Source organism: Actinacidiphila acididurans (assembly GCF_016918855.1).
GTDB lineage: Bacteria > Actinomycetota > Actinomycetes > Streptomycetales > Streptomycetaceae > Actinacidiphila > Actinacidiphila acididurans.
Window position 1 is genome coordinate 63,056 of the sequence record NZ_JADKYB010000017.1, and the last position, 20,438, is coordinate 83,493.

Genomic DNA, 20,438 nt, shown 5'->3' on the forward strand with positions numbered 1-20,438 from the left:
CCTGGTCAGCGGCCTTGCGGCGCCTCGCGGAAACAAAAAAGCCCCTCGCGCAGGAGGGGTGCCGCACTGACGGTGTCCGTGGTCAGCGCGGCTCGCTAAGCAGGAGGCTCACAGCTCGCATGCGGTCAGGTTACAGCAGCGGTGCGGAGGGTCGCACCGAGGTTCCCCGGGCGGCGGAACCGCCCGGGGAACCTCACAGGTGGTGCGGATCAGTGCTTGTGGAACGAGCCGTACGTCTGGACGTAGTGGCTGGTGGGCGTGCCCACACCGGTGACGTCGTCGTAACCGCGCGTGGCGGACAGCGAGGCGTCACGGCCGAGCAGCCGCAGCGAGGTGATGGTGCCGTCGCTCGCGTTCTCGCTGTTGGCGAAGTCGACGCGGACCTCGGAGAGCACCTGCGGACCGAACGGGTGGTCGGTCACGTCGTGGTAGGCCGAGGAGCCGTACCGCGAGTAGATCAGCGGGTTGGCGAAGCCGATCGGCTGACCGTGCCGCGCCTCCTCGGTCAGCGCCTGGACGCCGGCGATCACCGGAGAGGCCAGCGAGGTGCCGCCGATGCGGTACTCGCCGTACTTGACGGACCCGTCCGAGAACGTCTGGGTCTGGCCCACCAGGAAGCCGGTGTTCGGGTCGGCGACCGCGGCGATGTCAGGCTCGACACGCTGCTTGGTGGTGCCGCCGTTGGCCAGGGCCAGCGAGTTCGGCACGACGCCGCGCTGGTAGAACGGCTGCGCGTACAGGCTGCTGGTGCCGCCGCCCGCGCCCGAGGTGTAGGCCGGGGTGGTCCAGCTCTTGCCGTCGGCGGAGAGCACGCCCTTCTCGGTGCCCCAGCCGGTCTCGAACTCGTAGTTGTTGTTCTTTCCGACCGCCAGCGAGGTGCCGCCGACGGAGGTCGCCCACGGGGAGTTGCCGGGGGTGTCGGGCTGCTTCGTCCCGGTGGAAGCGACGTTGTCGCCCGCGTCGCCGGAGGAGAAGTAGAAGCCGATGCCCTCGACCGCGCCCTGCTCGAAGACCTGGTCGTAGGCCGCGGCCACGTCCGGGGTCTCGTTGGCCTCGACGTCACCCCACGAGTTGGAGACGATGTCGGCCAGGTGGTTGTCGACGACCTTGTTCAGGGCGTCGAGCAGGTCGTTGTCGAAGCAGGACGCGGCGCCGACGTAGACGATGCCGGCGTCGGGGGCGACCGCGTGCACGGCCTCGACGTCGAGGGTCTCCTCGCCGTACCAGCCGGAGGCGTCGCACGCGTCGGTGCTGTTGTAGTTCTTGGGCAGCACCTGGCGGAGCTGGTTGGGCTTGTACGCCTTGTCACCGTGGCGCGAGGCGTACTGGGACGCGTCGGCGGCGATGGTGGGCGAGGCGTAGGCGTCGGTGATGGCCACCGTGACGCCCTTGCCCGTGTAGCTGCCGGCACCGTAGGCCGCGCGCAGCTGCTTGCCCGTGTAGCCCTGGATGGCGTACGGCGCCTGGACACCGTAGGCGGAGGGCAGGCTCTTGTTGACGTTCGAGCCGTAGTACGACGAGAACGGGCCGGCGTTGACGAACGCGGCGCCGGGGCCCGGCAGCGTGTCGTCGTGGTGGTTCAGCTTCGGCGCGTTGTCCAGGCCGCTGACGGTGAGCACCGCGCCCTGGAGCGAGGCGGGCACCGAGGCGGTGCTGGCCGGGGCGTGGTAGACGTGCCCCGCCCGGCTGAAGTTGTGGAGCTGCGTGCCGAACGCCTTCTCGGCGGCGGCGACGTCACCGCTGACGGTGATGTAGTGCTGGTTGGTGCCGGTCACCTGCAGGCCGGAGGACTTCAGCCAGTTGGTGACCTCGGCTATCTGCGCCTTGGTGGCACCGTAACTGGCCTGCGTCTGGGCCGGCGTCAGGTAGTGGCCGTACAGTGCGGAGTTGGGGTCCGACACGGCCTGGGCATACTTGGCGAGGCCGGCCGCGTCCTTGCCGGCAAGGTAGACCCGTACGGTCACCTTCCCGGTGTTGGACGTGGCGCCCTTGTCCGCCTTGGCAACAGCCCAGGAGGGCTTGGTGCCGGAAAGCAGTGTCCGCGCCGGCTGATCGGCCGACGCGGACTGGCTGCCGAGCGCGAGCGCCCCGGCAACCAGCGGCAGCGCTGCTGCCGCCACCATTGCCGCGCGCGTTCTTCTGCGCTCAAGTCTCATGAAACCCCCATGCGAAGCGAGTTGTCGCGTGAGCTGTGCTGCGCGGTGTTCGCCGCCCCTTGCCGGAATGCGTACGACTGGTACCGCAGAGCGTCACTCTTTCGTCGATCAGTTCATGCCAGGGCCATGGTTTCCCCAAGAGCGAGTCAAGGAACCATTGGTCATTGGGGGGTTGACGATCGACGCCGGCAGTGCCGCGAGCGTCATCGAAAGGCCCGGCGGTACGCGTGCGGGCTGGTCCCGGTGATCCGCTTGAAGCGATCGCGGAAGGCGGTGGGCGAGCCGAAACCCACGCGGACGGCGATGCGTTCGACCGGCTGGTCGGTGGTCTCCAGCAGGTGCTGCGCCTGGCGGACCCGGGCCCGGTGCAGCCACTGCAACGGAGTGGTGCCGGTGTGTTCGCGGAACCGCCGGATCAGCGAGCGGGAGCTCATACCGGAGTGGGCGGCGAGGTCGCCCAGGGTCAGCGGGCTGGAAGAGTTCTCCTCCATCCAGCGCAGCAACGGTTCGAGCACCGAGCCGCGCGGCACGGGCGGCGGCTCGTGGACGATGAACTGGGCCTGGCCGCCCTCGCGTTCCAGCGGCATCACCGACAGCCGGGCGGCGTGCGCGGCCACCGCGGAGCCGTAGTCACGGCGGATCAGGTGCAGGCACAGGTCCAGCCCGGCGGCGGCGCCGGCCGAGGTGAGGATCTGGCCGTTGTCGACGTAGAGCACGTCCGGGTCGACCTCGATGTCCGGGTACATCCCGGCGAGCCGGTCCGCGGCGACCCAGTGGGTGGTGGCCCGCAGCCCGCTCAGCAGCCCCGCGGCGGCCAGCACGAAGGTGCCCACGCAGATGGACGCGATCCGGGTGCCGGCCGCCGCGGCCTCCCGCAGTGCCGTGCGCCCCGGCTCGGACAGCGGACGGGACGGGTCGCTGACGCCGGGCACGATCACCGTGTCGGCGCCGGCCAGGGCGTCCAGGCCCCAGGGCGCGGTGAGGGTGAAGCTGCCCGCGTCGACCTCGGGCCGCTCGGCGCAGACCCGGACCCGGTAGCCGGGCCGGCCGTCGGGCGTGAGGGTGCGGCTGAACACCTCGATGGGGGTGGCGAGGTCGAACGGGATCACTTGGTCGAGGGCCAGCACGGCGACGGTGTGCATGGCGACAACGTAGGGGGCCGCACACACCCCGCAACACCGCAGTGGCGGACGTCACACCAGGTCAGAGCCGAAATGGTGGGGTTGGCGATTTCCCGTTGAAAGCTGGCACCCCCGCCACTGGGTGGGGCAGGCAGGGGTGTTTAGGCTCGGTGCGTTCCAGTCGTGATCCGGTCGCGATCCCGGCGTGGTCCCGGCCGCGTTACCCGCGCTCCGCGCGCTCCTCGCAGCACCACGGTCACGTCCGCGTCGTGGCCGCTGCCCGGAGGAAGGCCCGTCCGCCGCCATGTCCAAGTTCTTCCTGACCCTGCACGTCCTGGCCGCCGTCCTCGGGGTGGGCCCGGTGGCCGTCGCGGCCAGCATGTTCCCCCGCACCCTGCGCACCGCGGACGCCGCCGGTGACCCGGCCGCCGCGCTCACCACGCTGGGCACCCTGCACCGCATCACCCGGGTCTACGCGGCGGTGAGCCTGGCCGTGCCGGTCTTCGGCTTCGCCACGGCGAGCAGCATGCACGTCCTCGGCACGCCCTGGCTGATCGCCTCGATCATCCTGACCGCCCTGGCCGCGGTCTGCCTCTTCGCGCTGCTCCCCCTCCAGGAAAACGCGATGGAGGCCCCCGCCGCGGCCCTGGCCCCCCGCCTGGCGATGATCGCGGGCGTGTTCAACCTGCTGTGGGCCGCGGTCACCGTCCTGATGATCGTCCGCCCAGGCTCCTCCACCGGCGCCTGATCCCGACCCGCACGGCCCCGCACCCTCCCGCGGGGTCGCCACCCCGAAGTGCCCCCACGGAAGTACAACCCACCGAATCCCCGGCCCTCGCCCCGTCGTACCCACCCCGGAAGCACGGCCCACGAATTGCCACCCGCACCCCGGAGTACCCCGGGGGCTGCGGGTGGCGAAGCCCCCGCCACGCGCGGACGGAGTCCGCGCCAAAAAGCAACGAGGGCGACCGGTCCGCGCTCTCCGCGGACACACTTCGCCCTCGCCCGAGTGGAGCTACGGGGATTCGAACCCCGGACCTCTTGCATGCCATGCAAGCGCTCTACCAACTGAGCTATAGCCCCGCGTGGTGTCGGCCCGTTTGCCGGGCGACTCGGGACACTTTACACGGCACGGGGGGCGGTGAGGCAAATCGATTCCCGGGCCGGGACAGGGCTCCGACCTCGGGGTTCGGCAGCAGCGCGGGGAGGGAGGACCGGGCGGAAGGAGCGGCGCGTGGACGACGGGAGGCAGTGGGCCGGGCGGGCGGAAGGACAGCCGGACGCGTCCTCGGCCGGGCCGGCGGCAGGAGACTCCGCGTGGCGTTCCGCGGCGCGCCGACTCGTACTGCCGGGGTGGTGGCCCGCTCCCGGCGCCCCGCTCCGGAAGGCCGTGTGGTGGGCCCTGGCCGGCTGCCTGGTGTCGTTCGCGGTGCTGTGGGCCGTACAGCGCCTGGCGCACGTCTCCCTGCTGGACGTGATGGTGTATCGGGCGGTGGGCTGGACGGTGCGGTCCGGCGGCGACATCTACAGCCTGCGGGTGATGACCGCGCAGCTCCCGATGACGTATCCGCCCTTCGCCGGGCTGCTGTTCGTGCCGCTGACCTGGATGGCGGTGGGCACGATGCGGGCCGCCGCGACCGCGGCCAACCTGGTGCTCGCGGTCGTGTTCGCGGGCCTCACGCTGCGTCTGGTGCGCCGCCCGGCCGCGCTCCCCACGGTCCTGGCGATCGCCGCACTGTCGGTCTGGAGCGAACCGCTGTGGGGCACCCTGCGCTACGGCCAGATCAACCTGCTGATGGGCGTTCTGGTGCTGTGGGACATGACCCGGGCCCCCGCCGCCCGCTGGTCCGGGATCGGCATCGGCATCGCGGCCGGCATCAAGCTCACCCCCGCCCTGTTCGTGGTGATACTGGCCGCCGCCGGGCTGCTGATGCGCGGCACGCCGTATCTGCGCCGGGCCCTGGTGGCGAGCGGCACCTTCGCCGCCACCGTGCTGATCGCCGCGCTCGCCCTGCCGCACGACTCGCGCCGCTACTGGAGCCGTGTCGTCCTCGCCCCCGACCGCCCCGGGCGGGCCGAGAACGTCGCCAACCAGTCGCTGCGCGGGGTGGTGGCAAGGCTGGAGCACACCGGCGACCCGGGTACGGCCTGGCTGCTGCTCTCGCTGGCCGTGGCGGCGGCCGGGCTCGCGGTGGCGGTCGTGGCGCTGCTGGCCCGCGAGTCGCTGCCGCTGGGGACGGCCTGGGCGACGGTGGCCTGCTCGGTGACGGCGCTGCTGGTCAGCCCGGTGTCGTGGTCGCACCACTGGGTGTGGGCGGTGCCGATGGTGGTGCTGCTCGCCGCGGAGGGGGTACGGCGCCACGACCGTCGGTGGCTGGCCGGCGCGGCGGTGCTCACCGCGGTGTTCGGCAGTTACGTGATCTGGCTGCTGCCGCACGGCACGGCCCGCCCCGAGTTGCGGGAGAACGCGCCGGAGATACTGGCCGCGGCCGTCTACCCGCTGGCCGGCCTCGCCTTCCTCGCCCTGGCCGGCGCCGTGGCGGTCCGCGCCCTGCGGGCCGGCACCGAGAAGCGGCCGGCCGGCGCCGGGCGGCGGTCCTCCCCGGCCGAGAGTTAATGAAGTCTCAACAAATCAACGGCGGTCGCGGGTTACGGTGAGCGGGTCCCTTCAGCAGCACCCGGACGACCCGCCTGGAGACCGCGTTGACGACCGCGTTCGACCCCATCGACCTGGCCGGTGCCCGGCTGCCGAACCGTATCGTGATGGCGCCGATGACCCGCAGCCGCGCGTACGGACCGGGGCTGGCCCCCACGGACGCGACCGCGGAGTACTACGCGCAGCGCGCCTCGGCCGGGCTGATCGTCAGCGAGGGCATCCAGCCGTCCCCGGTCGGCCAGGGCTACCCCGACACCCCGGGCCTGCACAGCCAGGCGCAGGTGGCCGCCTGGCGCACCGTCACCGACGCGGTGCACGGGGCAGGCGGCCGGATCTTCGCCCAGCTCATGCACACCGGCCGGATCGGCCACCCCTCGCTGCTGCCGGACGGGCTGAGCCCGGTCGGCGCCTCCGCGGTCGCCGCCAAGGGGCAGGTGTACACCGCGGACGGGCCCAAGGACTTCGTCGTGCCCGTCGAGCTGGACGAAGCGGGCATCGAGGCGACCGTCGCCGACCATGTGGCCGCGGCCCGCAACGCGATCAGCGCGGGCTTCGACGGGGTCGAGGTGCACGGCGCCAACGGCTATCTGGTGCACCAGTTCCTGGCCCCGAACTCCAATGTCCGCACCGACGCGTGGGGCGGCGACCCGCGGCGCCGCGCCCGGTTCGCGGTCGAGCTGGTCGGCGCGGTGGCGGACGCGATCGGCCCACACCGTACGGGGCTGCGCGTCTCCCCCGGCAATCCGCTGGGCGACCTGCGCGAACCGGAGCCCGACGCCACGTACTTCGCGCTGCTCCAGGGCCTGGAGCGGGTCGGGCCGGCCTACCTGCATGTGGTGGAGCCGGCCGACCGCGCCCTGACCGCGGAGCTGCGCAAGCGGTTCTCCGGGGTGCTGATCCTCAACGCCCGGACCGAGGGCCGCCACACGGGTCCGCAGGAGCTGGCCGTGATCGAGGACGGCACCGCCGACATGCTCTCCTTCGGCGCCCTCTTCCTCGCCAATCCCGACCTGCCCCGCAGGCTCCGCCGGGGCGGCCCGTACAACACCCCGGACCGCTCCACGTACTACGGCGGCGACGAGCGCGGCTACACCGACTACCCGGCGCTGGAGGACTGACCGCCGCCCGCGGACCGGCCGTCGCCGGCGGGCACGCCCCCGGACGCATCCGCGGACGCACCGTCTCCCCCGGACCGGGCCTGCGGCTGTCCCCCGGCCCGGTCCGCGGACCCCGCGACCACCGTGGACTGCCCGATCGACACGTTCGTACGGCGCCGCCCCCGCTCCACCGCGATCAGTGCGCCCACCACCGAGATCACGCCCATCACGACGTAGGTGACGGCCAGGGCATGCGCCGAGGGGTGGCTGCCGGTGCCCGAGCCGAGCCGGTTGAGGTAGAGGGTGCCGAAGGTGGCCACGCCGATGAGCTGGCCGAGTTGGGTGACGGTGGCGAGCAGGCCGCTCGCGTCGGCGGCGTCCTGCGGGACCACCTTGCCGAGGGCGATGGTGAAGGTCGGGCTGAAGGCGAAGCCGAGCCCGGCGCCGAGGCCGGCCAGGCCGAGGTAGAGCACCGCGCCGCCGTCACCGCCGCCGCGCAGGGCGGCCGACAGAGCGGCGAAGGACCCGGCGGCCAGCAGCAGGCCGAAGACGGCCATCCAGGGCCGCCAGCGGGCCGGCAGCCGCCGCCAGTTCAGGCCCACCCCGCCGAAGGTGACGGCAGTGGCCACGAAGGTCAGCCCGGTGCGCAGAGCGCTGAAGCCGAGCCCGGACTGCAGGTGCAGGGCGATGGCGAACAGGAAGCCGGCGTTGACCGCCATGGCGAGGGCGATCACCGCGATCGCCCGGGCCATGCCGGGCGCCCGCAGCACCCGTACGGACACCAGAGGCGCCCCGCCGCGCCGCGCGAGCCGTGTCTCCAGGACGACGAACACCGCGAACAGCACCGCGCTCAGTGCCAGGCACGCCCAGCCCCAGGCCGGCCAGCCCTCCTGCTGGCCGAGCACCAGCGGCACGGTGAACAGGGTGACGGCCGCCGCCAGGACGGCCAGGCCCGGCAGGTCCAGGCCCCGGCGGCGTTCGGCGGCGCTGCGGGCGTCGGCGGGCAGCACCCGCGGGGCTATGGCCAGCAGCACTACGCCGATCGGCACGTTCACCAGGAACACCGGCCGCCAGCCGGCACCGAACAGGTTCGCGCTGACCAGCACGCCGCCGAGCGACTGGCCGATCGCGGCGCCCGAGGCGATCACGGCCGAGTACACGCTCATCGCGCGGGTCCGGGCCTCGCCGGTGAAGGTGAGCTGGAGCAGGCTGAGCACCTGCGGGATCATCAGCGCCGAGCCGGTGCCCTGCGCGAACCGGAAGCCGATCAGCTCGCCGGTGTTCTGCGCCAGCCCGCACAGCAGCGAGGCGAGCGTGAACAGGGCGAGGCCCGCCACGAAGAGCCGCCGGTGGCCCAGCAGGTCGCCGAGCCGGGCGCCGGTGATCAGCAGCACGGCGTAGGCGATGGTGTAGCCGGCGATCACCAGTTGCAGGCCGGCGCCCGAGGTGTGCAGGTCGGCACGGATGGTCGGGGCGGCCACGTTGACGATGAACACGTCGAGCAGGGCCATGAACTGCCCGGCCAGGATGACCGTGAGCAGCAGCCCGGGCCGCGGTCCGGCTCGCCCGGCACGGGCCGGGCCGGTATCGGAGACCGCCCCCGGGCGGCGGTCCGCCGCGGACGACGAGGACGGGGCAACGGAGGACAAGGAGGAGGCGGACCCGCCGTGCGATCCTGCGGCAGAGGCCGGCTGCGAACGATTCGTCATGCGCACCAGCGTGCGGGCACCTGGATACGGGTAACGAGAGTCCACTGATCCTGGTACTGACAGCACCTGGCACGCTCCGGCGGCCGGAGTGACGATGGAGGGCATGGCTCAGTCGCAGAACCAGCGCCGCAGCGAGCTCGCCGCCTTTCTCCGCAGCAGGCGTGCCCGCATCACCCCGGCGGACGTCGGCATGCCGCCCGGGCTGCGGCGCCGCACGCCCGGCCTGCGCCGCGAGGAGGTCGCGCAGCTCGCCGGGGTGGGGGTGACCTGGTACACGTGGCTGGAGCAGGGCCGGCCGATCAACGCCAGCGTCCAGGTGCTGGACGCGGTGGCCCGGGTGCTCCAGTTCGACACGACCGAGCGCGAGCACCTCTACCGGCTGGCCGGCATCCCCTTCGTCCGCGAGCCGGTCTCCGACGTCGAAGTCGTCGGCGAGGAGGTGCTGGGCATCCTCGGCACGCTGGACCCGCTGCCGGCCGCGGTCTTCAACGCGCGGTACGACGTCCAGGCCGCGAACGACACCTACCGCACGCTGTGGCCGATGACATCACTCGTGGAGCGGCCGCAGCGCAATGTGCTCTACAAGATGTTCACGGTGCCGGAGTGCTGCTCGACCATGGTCAACAGCCCGGAAGAGCTGCCCTGGATGGTGGCCCAGCTCCGCCGGTCGTACGGCCGGCACGTGGGCGAGCCCGCGTGGGAGGCGTTCATCGCCCGCCTGATCGCCGAGAGCCCGGCCTTCGCGCAGCTGTGGGCCAGCGGGGACGTGGCCGCGCCGGGCCGCCGGGTGAAGATCTTCCGGCACGCGGAGGTCGGCCTGATCAACTTCACCTCGATGTCGCTGAGCATCGACGGGATGCCCGAGCAGCGCATCGTCGTCTACACCCCGGTCGGCGAGGAGGACCGCGTCCAGGTCGAGCGCCTGCGCGCCATCGAGAACCCTCTGATCGGCTGCGCCCGCCACGGCCGCCGCCTCTCCGACGTGCTGGCCGCCCGAACCGCCCAGGACCCGGCCCGCCCCACCGTCACGGCCTGACCGTCACCCCCCCGGGGAAGAGCGCGCCGAAAGCCCCAGCCCCCAGCCCGGAAAACCCACCCCCGAAGTGCGCCCCGCAAATCCCCGACCCTCGCCCCGGAGTACCGCGGGGGTGCGGGTGGGCGAAGCCCCCCGCGCAGCGCGGACGGAGTCCGTGCCAAAAAGCAACGAGGGCGACCGGTCCGCGCTTTCCGCGGACACAGTTCGCCCTCGCCCGAGTGGAGCTACGGGGAATTGAACCCCGGACCTCTTGCATGCCATGCAAGCGCTCTACCAACTGAGCTACAGCCCCGCACTCACCCCTCTTACCAGCTGCTTCGCTGTTTCGCGGGGCGACGGGAAGAAGCATAGCCGGTGAGCGGACCGGAAACGAAATCCGATCAGGTGTCGTCGCCGAGCACGGGCTCGGGCAGGGTCCCGGCGTTGTGCTCGGTGAGCCGCCAGCCGCGTACCCCTTCGCCGAGCACGGACCAGCAGCAGTTGGTGAGACCGCCGAGGGATTCCCAGGTGGCCGGGGGCAGGCCGACGAGCCGGCCGATGGTGGTACGGATGGTGCCGCCGTGGCTGACCACGACCAGCACTCCGCCGTCGTCCAGTTTGTCGGCCGCGGCCTGGACCACGGGCGCGGCACGGTCGGCGACCTCGGTCTCCAGTTCGCCGCCGCCGCGCCGTACGGGCTCGCCGCGCCGCCACGCCTGGTACTGGTCCCCGAACTGTTCGTTGATCTCGGTGTGGGTCAGCCCCTGCCAGACGCCCGCGTAGGTCTCGCGCAGCTCCGGGTAGTGGGTGACCGGCAGGCCGGTGACGACGGACAGCTCGGCGGCGGTGTCGGCGGCGCGGCTGAGGTCGGAGGAGATGATCACGTCGGGGGCGAGCGCGGCCAGCAGCCGGGCGGCCCGGCGGGCCTGGCCGACGCCGGTGTCGGTGAGGGCGATGTCGGTCTGGCCCTGGAAGCGCTGTTCCACGTTCCACGTCGTCTGGCCGTGCCGCCACAGGACGATCCTGCGGCCCCGGCCGCGCTCCCCGCTCAGTTCAGCAGCCCTTCGTCCCCGGGCGCCGTGGTGGCGGCGTGCTCGGCGCCCTTGCCGCGGGTGGCGACCGCGTCCTCGGGCAGCGCGATCTCCGGGCAGTCCTTCCACAGCCGCTCCAGAGCGTAGAAGACCCGCTCCTCGGAGTGCTGGACGTGCACCACGATGTCGATGTAGTCCAGCAGGACCCACCGGCCGTCCCGCTCGCCCTCGCGCCGCACCGGCTTGGCGTCCAGCTCCTTCAGCAGCCGCTCCTCGATGGCGTCGACGATGGCCCGCACCTGGCGGTCGTTGGGCGCGGAGGCGACGAGGAAGGCGTCGGCGATGGAGAGCACCTCGCTGACGTCGTAGGCGATGACGTCGTGCGCGAGCTTGTCGGCCGCCGCCTGCGCGGCGGCCCGGGTGAGCTCGATGGAACGGTCAGTGGCGGTCACAGATACGGCTTTCCGATCGGGGGCTGTCTACTTCCAGGGTCTCACGACCCTCCGACAGCGCCCGACCGGATATCCGGCCACCGAACGCGGCGGCCGCTCCCGGGCCCGCGCATCGCGACCGGACCCGGGACCGTACCTCAGGAGCGGTGCCTCACTGCTGCGCCGGGAGCTGGTAGTCCCTGCCGAGAACCACCGAGATGTCCGCGTTCGACGGCACCGTGCCCTTCTGCACCGAGCCGGCCGGCAGGCCCAGCGTCGCGGCCACGTCCTTGGCCGCGGCCAGCCGCGCCGGGTCGGAGTAGAGCACCTCGGAGGTCGCGCGGGTGGTCGTCGCCTTGGCGCCCGGCACATAGGTGTACGTGCCGCCGTTGACGATCGCGGCCTGCGCCATGGCGCCGGCCTTGGCCTTGCCGCTCTTGTCGGTGACGGCGACCCTGGGCTGCGCGGAGGCGCCGGGGCCCTGCTTGCCGAGGGCGCCCCCGAGGACGTTCTTGACGACGTCGGCGGTGGCCTGCGCGCTGACGGTGCCGTCCTTCTGCACCGGAAGCATGGTGGTGGTGTAGGCGCCCGTCTTGGCGAGTTCGGCGAGCTGGCCCAGGGAGGCGCCGAGTTCCTTGTCGGTGAGGGAGGGGTCGAGGATCTGGGCGAGCGACTGGACGGTCTTGGTGGCGTCCAGGGCGTCGCTCGGCATCTTCTTCAGCACGCCCTGCATGACCTGCCCGAACCGGGCGAGCTGCGCGGTCTGCGGCTCGCCGGGCGCCCGGTAGGTGGCGTACGCGACGGCCGCCTGCCCGGTCAGCTCGGTCTGGCTGCCCTTGGCGACCAGCGTCTTCCCGCTGTCCTTGCCAGTGCCCTTCACCGCGGCGTTGGTGTCGACGTAGATGTCGCCGAGGGAGTCGACCAGCAGCTCCAGATAGGGCGAGTCCAGCCGCCAGCTGCCCTTGATGTCGGCGCCCAGCAGCGCGTTGAGCGAGTCCCGGGTCGGTCCGACGCCGTCGGCGACGGAGGAGGCCAGGGTGGTGGGGCTGCCGTCGTCGGCGGACAGGGCGAGGGAGTTGGGGATGAGCACCGTGGTGCCGCGGCCCTTGGTGGTGTTGTCCACCAGCAGCGCGGTGGCGCTGGGGCCGCCGCTCACCGGGAGCAGGTGGACCACGATGACGTCACGTTTCTGCGCGCCGCCGGCCGCCGCCGCGGCGGCCTTCTTGTCCTTGCCCAGCCCCGGGATCCTGCCAGCCTGCCACAGGTAGCCGCCCCCGCCGAGCAGCGCGAGCACCAGTACGACCACCAGGCCCACCTTGCGGTTGCGGCTGCGCCGCCTGGCCTCCTCCCGCCGCTCGGTGCGCGACTCGGAGAACTTCAGCCAGTCGATGACCTCTTCGGACTCCTCCGACTCCTCGTCGACGAAGGCGAACTGCTCGGTGTGGTAGTTCGGTGCGGGCTCCTGCTCGTGGACGGCCTGCTGCTGCGCGGTCTCGTACACCGGGTGGCCCCCGGTGTCGTGCACCGCCGTGTGCTGCCCGGTGTCGTAGACGGCGTGCTGACCGGTGTCGTACAGCGGCTGCTGGCCTGTGTCGTACTGCGGCTGCCGGCCGGTGTCGTAGCCGGGGTACTGGCCCGTGCCGGGGCCCGGCGCCTGGCGGCCGGGGTCGTACGCGGTGTGCTGTCCCGTGTCGTACGCAGAGGGCTGACCGGTGCCGTAACCCTGCTCGTAGTAGGGCTGCTGGGGCTGCTGCGGGATCCAGTTCTGCTGCTGGGGGTGGCCGCCGTAGCTCTGCCCGGAGTCCTGGTAGTACGGCTGGCCGTCCTGGCCCTGCTGCCCGGGCACTTGGCCGCCGCCGGGCGGCGGGGGCGGAAGGGGTCTGCCGTACGCGTCGTAACCGTAGTGCTGCTGCTGGTAGTAGGGATCCTGCGGGTAGGGGTCCGGCTCGTCGTCATTGCCCGACTCGGCATAGTGCCAACGGGGGTTTGCGTCGTTCACGAGGAACCCCTTCGCGTGTTTCGTCGCAACCGCTATCCGGCGGTGTCCCGGTACAGCGCGCGCTTGTCGATGTAGCGCACCACCCCGTCCGGCACCAAATACCAGACCGGGTCCCCCTTGGCGACCCGCTGGCGGCAGCCGGTCGACGAAATCGCCAGCGCCGGAACCTCCACCAGTGACACCCCTCCCTCGGGGAAGCCCGGGTCGGACAGCGTATGCCCCGGACGTGTCACGCCGATGAAATGCGCGAGCGAGAACAGCTCCTCGGCGTCGCGCCAGGAGAAGATCTGCGCCAGCGCGTCGGCACCGGTGATGAAGAAAAGATCCGCCGTCGGGTGCTCGGCCCGCAAGTCCCGCAGCGTATCGATCGTGTAGGTCTTCCCGCCACGGTCGATGTCGCTGCGGCTCACCGAGAACTGCGGATTGGAGGCGGTGGCGATCACCGTCATGAGGTAACGGTCCTCGGCCGGGGAGACCGAGCGGTCGTCCTTCTGCCAGGGCTGGCCGGTGGGCACGAACACCACCTCGTCGAGGTGGAACAGGCTGGCCACCTCGCTGGCGGCCACCAAGTGCCCGTGGTGGATGGGGTCGAATGTGCCACCCATCACACCGATGCGCTGCTTCTTGGCCGCCGTCATCTCAGTCCCGGTTGAAACGGGTCACGATGAGCAGCAGGATCAGCAGGCCCCCCAGCGCCCCGAAGCCGGTCAGGAAGGGGCTCAGGCTGTTGTGGTGGCCGCCGCCCTCGGCAAGGGCGGTGAGCGGGGTCAGGGCGGAGGCTGCGACGGTCGACATGATCGGCGGACCCTTTGCTTGCGGAAACGGGAACGGGCGGTTGGCTCAGCCCCACATCGTACGGGCGGGCCCGGGGGAACTTCGCGCAGGCTCCGCGCGTCCTGTCTGTACGACGGTCGAGCACAGGGGGTTGGGTCCAGTATGTCCGAACCGCACGAATCGAACGAGTCGAAGGGATCGGCGGACGGCCCGGCCGGCGGTGCCGGGGCGGGCGCGGCGGACAGCGCCGGCACGGGCGGTCCGGTGAGCACCGAGAAGCTGCCCGGCCGCACCCGTCGCCGTTTCCCCGACATGTCCTCGCGCGCCTACGAGCACCCCGCCGACCGGTCCGCACTGGTGGCGCTGCGCAAACTGAGCGGCTTCGACACGGTGTTCAAGGCGCTCAGCGGCCTCGTGCCGGAGCGGAGCCTGCGACTGCTGTTCCTGTCGGACTCGGTCCGCGTCAGCGACGAGCAGTTCCCGCACCTCAACCACATGCTGCGGGACGCCTGTTGGATCCTGGACCTGGAGAAGGTCCCGGCGCTGTACGTCACGCAGGACCCGCAGCCCAACGCGATGTGCATCGGCATGGACGAGCCGATCATCGTGCTCACCACCGGGCTGGTGGAGCTGCTGGACGAGGAGGAGATGCGGGCGGTCGTCGGCCACGAGGTGGGCCACGCGCTGTCCGGCCACTCCGTCTACCGGACGATACTGCTGTTCCTGACCAACCTGGCGGTCCGGCTGGCCTGGATCCCGCTGGGCAACCTGGCGATCCTGGCCATCGTCACCGCGTTGCGCGAGTGGTTCCGCAAGTCGGAGCTGTCCGCGGACCGGGCGGGGCTGCTGGTCGGCCAGGACCTGCAGGCGTCGATGCGCGGCCTGATGAAGATCGCCGGCGGCAACCACCTGCACGAGATGAACGTGGACGCGTTCCTGAAGCAGGCCGACGAGTACGAGGCATCGGGCGACCTGCGCGACTCGGTGCTGAAGATCCTCAACGTGCTGCCCCGCAGCCACCCCTTCACCGCCGTGCGCGCCGCCGAACTGCGCCGGTGGGCCACCAGCCGGGACTACCAGCGGCTGATGGACGGCCACTACCCCAAGCGCACCGAGGACCGGGACGCCTCGGTCGGCGACGCCTTCCGGGATTCGGCCAACCACTACGCCCAGTCGGTCAAGCAGAGCAAGGACCCGCTGATGGGCCTGATCCGCGACCTGTCCAACGGGGCCGGTGACCTGGGCGGGAAGCTGCGGGACGTGTTCACAGGGTCGGGTTCGACGACGACGGACGAGCGTCCGCAGGGGTCAGGAGACCACGGGTCGCAGGAACAGCCGGGGTCGCCGGCGTCGGGGGAGCCGGAGGACGGCCCGAACCCGTAGGACCCGCAGGACCCGTACGCCCGGCAGTGCCGCCGGTACCGGTGAGATCGCCGGGACCGGCAGCGCCGCTGTTCGCGCCGTTCGCGCCCCCCATCGGGGTGCACACCGCCCCGACCGGGTGATCGTGGTCGTACGGGTTGCCGCTCGGCGCCGGTCCGGAGGCGGTGTGCCCGGCGAATATCGGGCGAAAGCCCTCCAGCGGGGCGACGCAGGCCAGCGGGCCGGCCGCGATGTCGGCGCGGGCCACCTGGATGTGGTGCTCGCGCAGGTCCTCGTGGTCGAAGCGGAAGGTGAGCTGCCGCCGCACGGTGAACAGCGAGGCGGCGCCGGCCGGGGCCGGCCCGCGCAGCGCGTAGACGAAGGTGTGGTCGGCCGTGACTTCGAGCTGGTTGTCCCTGGTCTCGGCGGCCTGGAGAGTGCCCTGCACCCGGATCTCGTCGGTGACCAGCCGGACCCGGGCGGCCGGGTCGAAGCGGACCAGCCAACCGGTGGCCTCGTGCATTCCGTCGTCGGCCGGCCGGGTGAGGCTGGCGTCGAACTGGTCGAGCTGCCCGGGGCTGAGCAGGTTGCGCACCGCGCCGACGTCGCCGGCGAGCACCGTACGGGTGTCCAGCGAGGAGTCGGTCAGGTACTCCTTGGCGGTGGCGTACGCCTCGTCGACCTCCTGCTCGGAAAAGTCGCCGATCCGGCGGGAGCCGTCGGGGTCGATCCCGTCCACACCGATCCGGTAGTGCGCGGCGGAGCTGCCCGCGAAGGGCGACGCGGCGGACACCGCGGGCACCGGGCCGGTAGGCACCAGCGGTATCACCGTGGTGAGCAGCCGGGCAGTGGGCACCACGGGGTCGGAGCGGTAGGGATGCCGCACCCCCATGTAGACCGCGAAGCCGAAGGCCAGGACGAGCAGCAGGACCAGCGCCATCGCCTGGCGGGCCAGGACGTGCGGCATCGCGTGCCGGACCCGGACGGCCCGAGCGGCGCCGCCGCCGTCCAGCCGCTCCTGAGCGGAGTACTCCTGGATCCGGGCAGCTCTCACGAACGATTCGTCGAAGACGACGGATCGGTAGTCGTCGTCACCGCCTCCCGGGGCGCCCTCGGGCGTGCCCTCGGGAGGGTCTCCAGGCCCGCTCATATCACAAGGTTAAGTCTCCGAGCCGGTGAATAAACGCCCTGGTACCGGTCAACTTGACAACCGGTCAGGGCACGGAACATGAACCCGCGCCGACGGGGCACATGTACTGGAGCACGCCCTGAAAGCCCGCCCTGAAAGCACGTCCCGGGAACACGCTCTCAGGGCACATCCCGGGGCTCGCCTCGAGCACGCCTCAGGGCAGAGGGGTGGTGAGAACCGGAACGGTGCTGCGGGCACCGGCCGGGCTGCCGCCGGTGGTGGCGACGGTGCCGGACCCGGGGTCGACCGTGCCCACCGAGCCGCTGGACGGCGCCGTCGGCGCGGGCTGCCGGCCACCGCCCGCCCCCCGGTAGACCGCGGCGAAGCTGAGGGCGACCACGCCGATGCCCATGACCACCGCCAGGGCCCAGGCGACCGGGCGATGCCAGCGGGTGGTGCTGCCGCGGTACGGATGCCCGGCCGCGTACAGCTCGTCGGACTCGGCCTCGTCGTCGTCCAGCTCGGGGACGGCAGCGGGCCTTCTGCGCCGGCCGGGAGCGCCGGGCGGCAACATCGGACCTTCGGCAACGGCGAGCATCCGTTCCCGGGCCGTGGGCTCATGGAACAGAGCGGACCGTACGAAATCTTCGTCGAGGACTACGGAGGCGAACTCGTCATCGTCCGGCATCTGTCCAGGGTAATGCGGAAGTTGGTCCTTTGGGCAGGGGAATGTGGTCCCGCGGTGTGCCGCCGGTCACCCGCCGGTACGCCGGAGGCGCAAGTCAACGAATGTGACCGTCCCCGGTGACCACGAACTTGGTGGAGGTCAGCTCCGGCAGCCCCATGGGCCCGCGCGCGTGCAGCTTCTGGGTGGAGATGCCGATCTCGGCGCCGAAGCCGAACTGGCCGCCGTCGGTGAACCGGGTGGAGGCGTTGACCATGACGGCGGCCGCGTCCACCAATTGGGTGAAGCGGCGGGCGGCGGGCTGCGAGGAGGTGACGATGGCCTCGGTGTGCCCGGAGGACCACAGCCGGATGTGACCGACAGCCGCGTCGAGCGAGTCCACCACCGCGGCGGAGATGTCGTACGACAGGTACTCGGTCTCCCAGTCGTCCATGGTGGCCGCAACCACGGTGGCCTTGCTGCCGGCCGCCTCGGCCAGTTCCAGCACCCGCGAGTCGCCGTGCACGGTGACCCCGGCCTCGGCCAGCGCGTCCAGCGCCAGGGGCAGGAAGCGCTCGGCGATGTCCCGGTGCACCAGCAGCGTCTCGGCCGAGTTGCACACGCTGACCCGCTGGGCCTTGGAGTTGACCAGGATGCGTACGGCGGTGTCCAGGTCGGCGTCGGCGTCCACGTACACGTGGCAGTTGCCGGTGCCGGTCTCGATCACCGGGACGGTGGAACCCTCCACGACGGTACGGATCAGGTCCGCGCCGCCGCGCGGGATCAGCACGTCCACCATGCCGCGGGCCCGCATCAGCTCGGTGACCGACTCGCGGCTCTCGCCGGGGACGAGCTGGATCGCGTCGGCCGGCAGGCCGGCGCCGCCGACAGCGTCGCGCAGCACGGTGACCAGGGCGTTGTTGGAGGTGTAGGCGGAGGAGGAGCCGCGCAGCAGCACCGCGTTGCCGGACTTCAGGCACAGGGCGGCGGCGTCCACCGTCACATTGGGCCGGGCCTCGTAGATGATGCCGACCACGCCGAGCGGGACCCGGACCTGCCGCAGGTCGAGCCCGTTGGGCAGGGTGGAGCCGCGCACCACCTCGCCGACCGGGTCGGGCAGGCCGGCCACGTGGCGGACGTCGGCGGCGATGGCGGCGACCCGCTCCCGGGTCAGGGTGAGCCGGTCGACGATCGCCGGGCTGGTGCCGGCCGCCTCGGCCTTGGCCACGTCCTGCGCGTTGGCCGCGACGATCTCCTGGGTGCGGACGATCAGGGCGTCGGCGATGGCGAGCAGCGCGTCGTCCTTGACGGCCCTGGGCAGCGGGGCCAGGTCGGCGGCGGCGGCTCGCGCGCGGTAGGCGGCGAGCAGCACGGGCGACGTGGGGAGCGGCGAGGGCATGGCCCAGGAACTGGCGGTCATGCGTGCAGCGTACCGGTCGGGACACCGCGGAAGGGGTCAGAACGGATGTACGCCCACCGGGGCCGCGGGCGGCGGGCCGTAGCCCTCGGCCAGGCGCTGGTGGTAGGTGTCCCGGTCGATCACCTCCAGGCCGACGGTCTCCCAGGGCGGCAGCCCGGCGGTCGAGCGGTGCTCGCCCCACAGCCGCAGGGCCATCGCGGCCGCGTCGTGCACGTCGCGGGCCTCCTCCCAGTACCGGACCTCGGCGTGGTCGGTGGCGTAGCGGCTGGTGAGCAGGAAGGGATGGTCGTGGGCGAGCTGCTCCAGGCCGCGCCGGACCTCGGCGAGCGGGGTGCGCGGCCCCGCGACGCTGAGGGTGACGTGCCACAGCCGGGCCGGGTCGGGTTCCCGCGGGGACCGGCCGCCGGACGCCGCGTCGCCGTCGCCCGGGCCGTCCGCCCCGACGCCGTCGACGCTGACCAGCGCGCGCTCCCCGGGGCCCCTGGACGACGGCCCTTGACGCCCTCGCTTCACAGGCGGCCTCCTGTCCCGTGGACGACTCCCCCGACGTGACCCCGGAAGAGGGCCCTCTAAGAGTTGACCAGGCTCGTGGGGACCGCGGAGGTGTTTTGGCCAAGAAGCCCCGTGCAGGTCCTGCGAAGGGGCGGCCCATGCCCCCGATGCAAGGGACTCACCCGGGCGGCGGAACGGGTCCGCCGGTGATCAGGGATGCAGCAGCACCAGGTCGTCCCGGTGCACGACCTCGCGCTCGTAGGCCGGGCCCAGCTCCTTGGCCAGGTCGCGGGTGGAGCGGCCGAGCAGCCGGGGCAGTTCCCGGGCGTCGAAGTTGACCAGGCCGCGGGCGACCGCCCGGCCCGCCTCGTCCAGCAGGTCCACCGGGTCGCCCGCGGTGAAGTCGCCCTCGACAGCGGTGAGCCCGGCCGGCAGCAGCGAACTGCGCCGCTCGGTGACCGCCAGCACCGCGCCCGCGTCCAGCCGCAGCGCGCCGCGCGGCGCCGAGGCGTGCGCCAGCCACAGCAGCCGGTCGGCGGAGCGCTTCCCGGTGCGGTGGAAGTACGTGCCGGTGGGCCGGCCGGCCAGCGCGTCGGCGGCGTGCACCGCGGAGGTGAGCACCACCGGCACCCCGGCGCCGGTGGCGATGCCGGCCGCGTCCACCTTGGTGACCATGCCGCCGGTGCCGACCCCGGAACGGCCGGCGCTGCCGATGGAGATCCCCTCCAGGTCCTTGCGGCCCCGGATCTCCGCGATGCGGCGGGTGCCCGGGGTGCGCGGGTCGCCGTCGTAGAGCCCGTCCACGTCGGAGAGCAGGATCAGCAGGTCGGCGCGGACCAGGTGGGCGACGAGCGCGGCGAGCCGGTCGTTGTCGCCGAACCTGATCTCGTCGGTGGCCACCGTGTCGTTCTCGTTGACCACCGGCAGCGCGCCCATGGCCAGCAGCTGGTCCAGGGTGCGGTAGGCGTTGCGGTAGTGGGCGCGGCGGCTGACGTCGTCGGAGGTGAGCAGCACCTGGCCGACGCGGATGCCGTAGCGGGCGAAGGAGGCCGTGTAGCGGGCCACCAGCAGGCCCTGGCCGACGCTGGCCGCGGCCTGCTGGCGGGCCAGATCACGGGGGCGGCCGGACAGGCCCAGCGGGGCGAGCCCGGCGGCGATGGCGCCGGAGGAGACCAGGACGATCTCCCGCTCCTCGCGAGCCTTGGCCAGCACGTCGACCAGGGCGTCGACCCGGTCCGCGTCCAGCCCGCCGGCGGCGGTGGTCAGCGACGACGAGCCGACCTTGACCACGATCCGGCGGGCCTGCCGGACCTCCGCCCGGCTCACTTCCCCGGCCTCGCCCGTTTCCTCGCTCGCCCGGCCGGTCACCTGCGCGGTCACGT

At 72.4% G+C, this 20,438-nt stretch carries 18 protein-coding genes and 2 tRNA genes; 5 read left to right on the top strand and 15 right to left on the bottom strand.

Annotated elements, in window-relative coordinates:
* Window positions 1–209: 209 nt before the first annotated feature.
* Window positions 210–2,156: a S53 family peptidase gene (locus ITX44_RS27855; RefSeq protein ID WP_205360180.1), complete on the bottom strand. Its 1,947-nt coding sequence runs from the start codon at window positions 2,154–2,156 to the stop codon at window positions 210–212.
* Window positions 2,157–2,359: 203 nt separating this feature from the next.
* Window positions 2,360–3,298: a GlxA family transcriptional regulator gene (locus tag ITX44_RS27860; protein WP_205360181.1), complete on the bottom strand. Its 939-nt coding sequence runs from the start codon at window positions 3,296–3,298 to the stop codon at window positions 2,360–2,362.
* Between the two features lie 283 nt (window positions 3,299–3,581).
* On the opposite strand from ITX44_RS27860, the gene ITX44_RS27865 reads away from it, so the two are divergent.
* Window positions 3,582–4,025 (top strand): hypothetical protein, encoded by a 444-nt coding sequence (locus tag ITX44_RS27865; protein ID WP_205360182.1) that lies wholly within the window; start codon window positions 3,582–3,584, stop codon window positions 4,023–4,025.
* Between the two features lie 262 nt (window positions 4,026–4,287).
* Here ITX44_RS27865 and ITX44_RS27870 read toward each other — a convergent pair.
* Window positions 4,288–4,360 (bottom strand) — tRNA-Ala (locus ITX44_RS27870).
* 151 nt (window positions 4,361–4,511) lie between these two features.
* On the opposite strand from ITX44_RS27870, the gene ITX44_RS27875 reads away from it, so the two are divergent.
* Entirely contained in the window at window positions 4,512–5,894 is a 1,383-nt protein-coding gene (locus ITX44_RS27875) for a glycosyltransferase 87 family protein (RefSeq protein WP_307795516.1), read from the top strand.
* 86 nt (window positions 5,895–5,980) lie between these two features.
* Entirely contained in the window at window positions 5,981–7,051 is a 1,071-nt protein-coding gene (locus ITX44_RS27880) for an alkene reductase (protein ID WP_205360183.1), read from the top strand.
* On the opposite strand, the gene ITX44_RS27885 is transcribed toward ITX44_RS27880, so the two are convergent.
* Window positions 7,030–8,541 (bottom strand): MFS transporter, encoded by a 1,512-nt coding sequence (locus tag ITX44_RS27885; RefSeq protein WP_372441014.1) that lies wholly within the window; start codon window positions 8,539–8,541, stop codon window positions 7,030–7,032. The genes ITX44_RS27880 and ITX44_RS27885 overlap by 22 nt on opposite strands.
* Before the next feature lie 301 nt (window positions 8,542–8,842).
* On the opposite strand from ITX44_RS27885, the gene ITX44_RS27890 reads away from it, so the two are divergent.
* Window positions 8,843–9,775: a helix-turn-helix transcriptional regulator gene (locus tag ITX44_RS27890; RefSeq protein WP_205360185.1), complete on the top strand. Its 933-nt coding sequence runs from the start codon at window positions 8,843–8,845 to the stop codon at window positions 9,773–9,775.
* 219 nt (window positions 9,776–9,994) lie between these two features.
* Here the strand turns inward: ITX44_RS27890 and ITX44_RS27895 are convergent.
* The 6 genes from ITX44_RS27895 to ITX44_RS27920 all read right to left on the bottom strand — a co-directional run bounded on the left by ITX44_RS27895 (window position 9,995) and on the right by ITX44_RS27920 (window position 14,010).
* Window positions 9,995–10,067: transfer RNA gene (locus tag ITX44_RS27895), tRNA-Ala, on the bottom strand.
* Window positions 10,068–10,155: 88 nt separating this feature from the next.
* Complete coding sequence (locus ITX44_RS27900; protein WP_236061857.1) at window positions 10,156–10,806, bottom strand: histidine phosphatase family protein; 651 nt, start codon at window positions 10,804–10,806, stop codon at window positions 10,156–10,158.
* Window positions 10,803–11,237, bottom strand: a complete 435-nt coding sequence (rsfS, locus tag ITX44_RS27905; protein ID WP_205360187.1) for a ribosome silencing factor — start codon at window positions 11,235–11,237, stop codon at window positions 10,803–10,805. Before rsfS ends, ITX44_RS27900 begins: the two co-directional genes overlap by 4 nt.
* A gap of 151 nt (window positions 11,238–11,388) precedes the next feature.
* Entirely contained in the window at window positions 11,389–13,215 is a 1,827-nt protein-coding gene (locus ITX44_RS42800) for a LytR C-terminal domain-containing protein (protein ID WP_205360188.1), read from the bottom strand.
* Window positions 13,216–13,247: 32 nt separating this feature from the next.
* Entirely contained in the window at window positions 13,248–13,853 is a 606-nt protein-coding gene (gene nadD, locus ITX44_RS27915; RefSeq protein ID WP_205360189.1) for a nicotinate-nucleotide adenylyltransferase, read from the bottom strand.
* 1 nt (window position 13,854) lies between these two features.
* Window positions 13,855–14,010 carry a hypothetical protein gene (locus ITX44_RS27920; protein ID WP_205360190.1) on the bottom strand — a complete coding sequence of 52 codons (156 nt, stop codon included), beginning with the start codon at window positions 14,008–14,010 and terminating at the stop codon, window positions 13,855–13,857.
* A 291-nt stretch (window positions 14,011–14,301) separates the two neighbouring features.
* Between ITX44_RS27920 and ITX44_RS27925 the strand changes: the two genes are divergently transcribed.
* The gene (locus ITX44_RS27925) at window positions 14,302–15,372 is read left to right on the top strand and encodes a M48 family metallopeptidase (protein ID WP_236061859.1); all 1,071 of its coding nucleotides are present in this window, start codon (window positions 14,302–14,304) and stop codon (window positions 15,370–15,372) included.
* Here the strand turns inward: ITX44_RS27925 and ITX44_RS27930 are convergent.
* The 5 genes from ITX44_RS27930 to proB all read right to left on the bottom strand — a co-directional run bounded on the left by ITX44_RS27930 (window position 15,254) and on the right by proB (window position 20,382).
* Window positions 15,254–16,501 (bottom strand): SCO2583 family membrane protein, encoded by a 1,248-nt coding sequence (locus ITX44_RS27930; RefSeq protein WP_205360192.1) that lies wholly within the window; start codon window positions 16,499–16,501, stop codon window positions 15,254–15,256. The genes ITX44_RS27925 and ITX44_RS27930 overlap by 119 nt on opposite strands.
* Before the next feature lie 193 nt (window positions 16,502–16,694).
* The gene (locus tag ITX44_RS27935) at window positions 16,695–17,168 is read right to left on the bottom strand and encodes an SCO2583/SCO2584 N-terminal domain-containing protein (RefSeq protein WP_205360193.1); all 474 of its coding nucleotides are present in this window, start codon (window positions 17,166–17,168) and stop codon (window positions 16,695–16,697) included.
* A 94-nt stretch (window positions 17,169–17,262) separates the two neighbouring features.
* Window positions 17,263–18,564, bottom strand: coding sequence for a glutamate-5-semialdehyde dehydrogenase (locus ITX44_RS27940; protein ID WP_205360194.1), 1,302 nt, complete (start codon window positions 18,562–18,564; stop codon window positions 17,263–17,265).
* A 36-nt stretch (window positions 18,565–18,600) separates the two neighbouring features.
* A complete protein-coding gene (locus tag ITX44_RS27945; protein ID WP_205360195.1) occupies window positions 18,601–19,077 on the bottom strand; it encodes a DUF8830 family protein in 477 nt (158 codons plus the stop codon).
* 189 nt (window positions 19,078–19,266) lie between these two features.
* Entirely contained in the window at window positions 19,267–20,382 is a 1,116-nt protein-coding gene (proB, locus tag ITX44_RS27950; protein ID WP_307795529.1) for a glutamate 5-kinase, read from the bottom strand.
* Window positions 20,383–20,438: the final 56 nt, after the last annotated feature.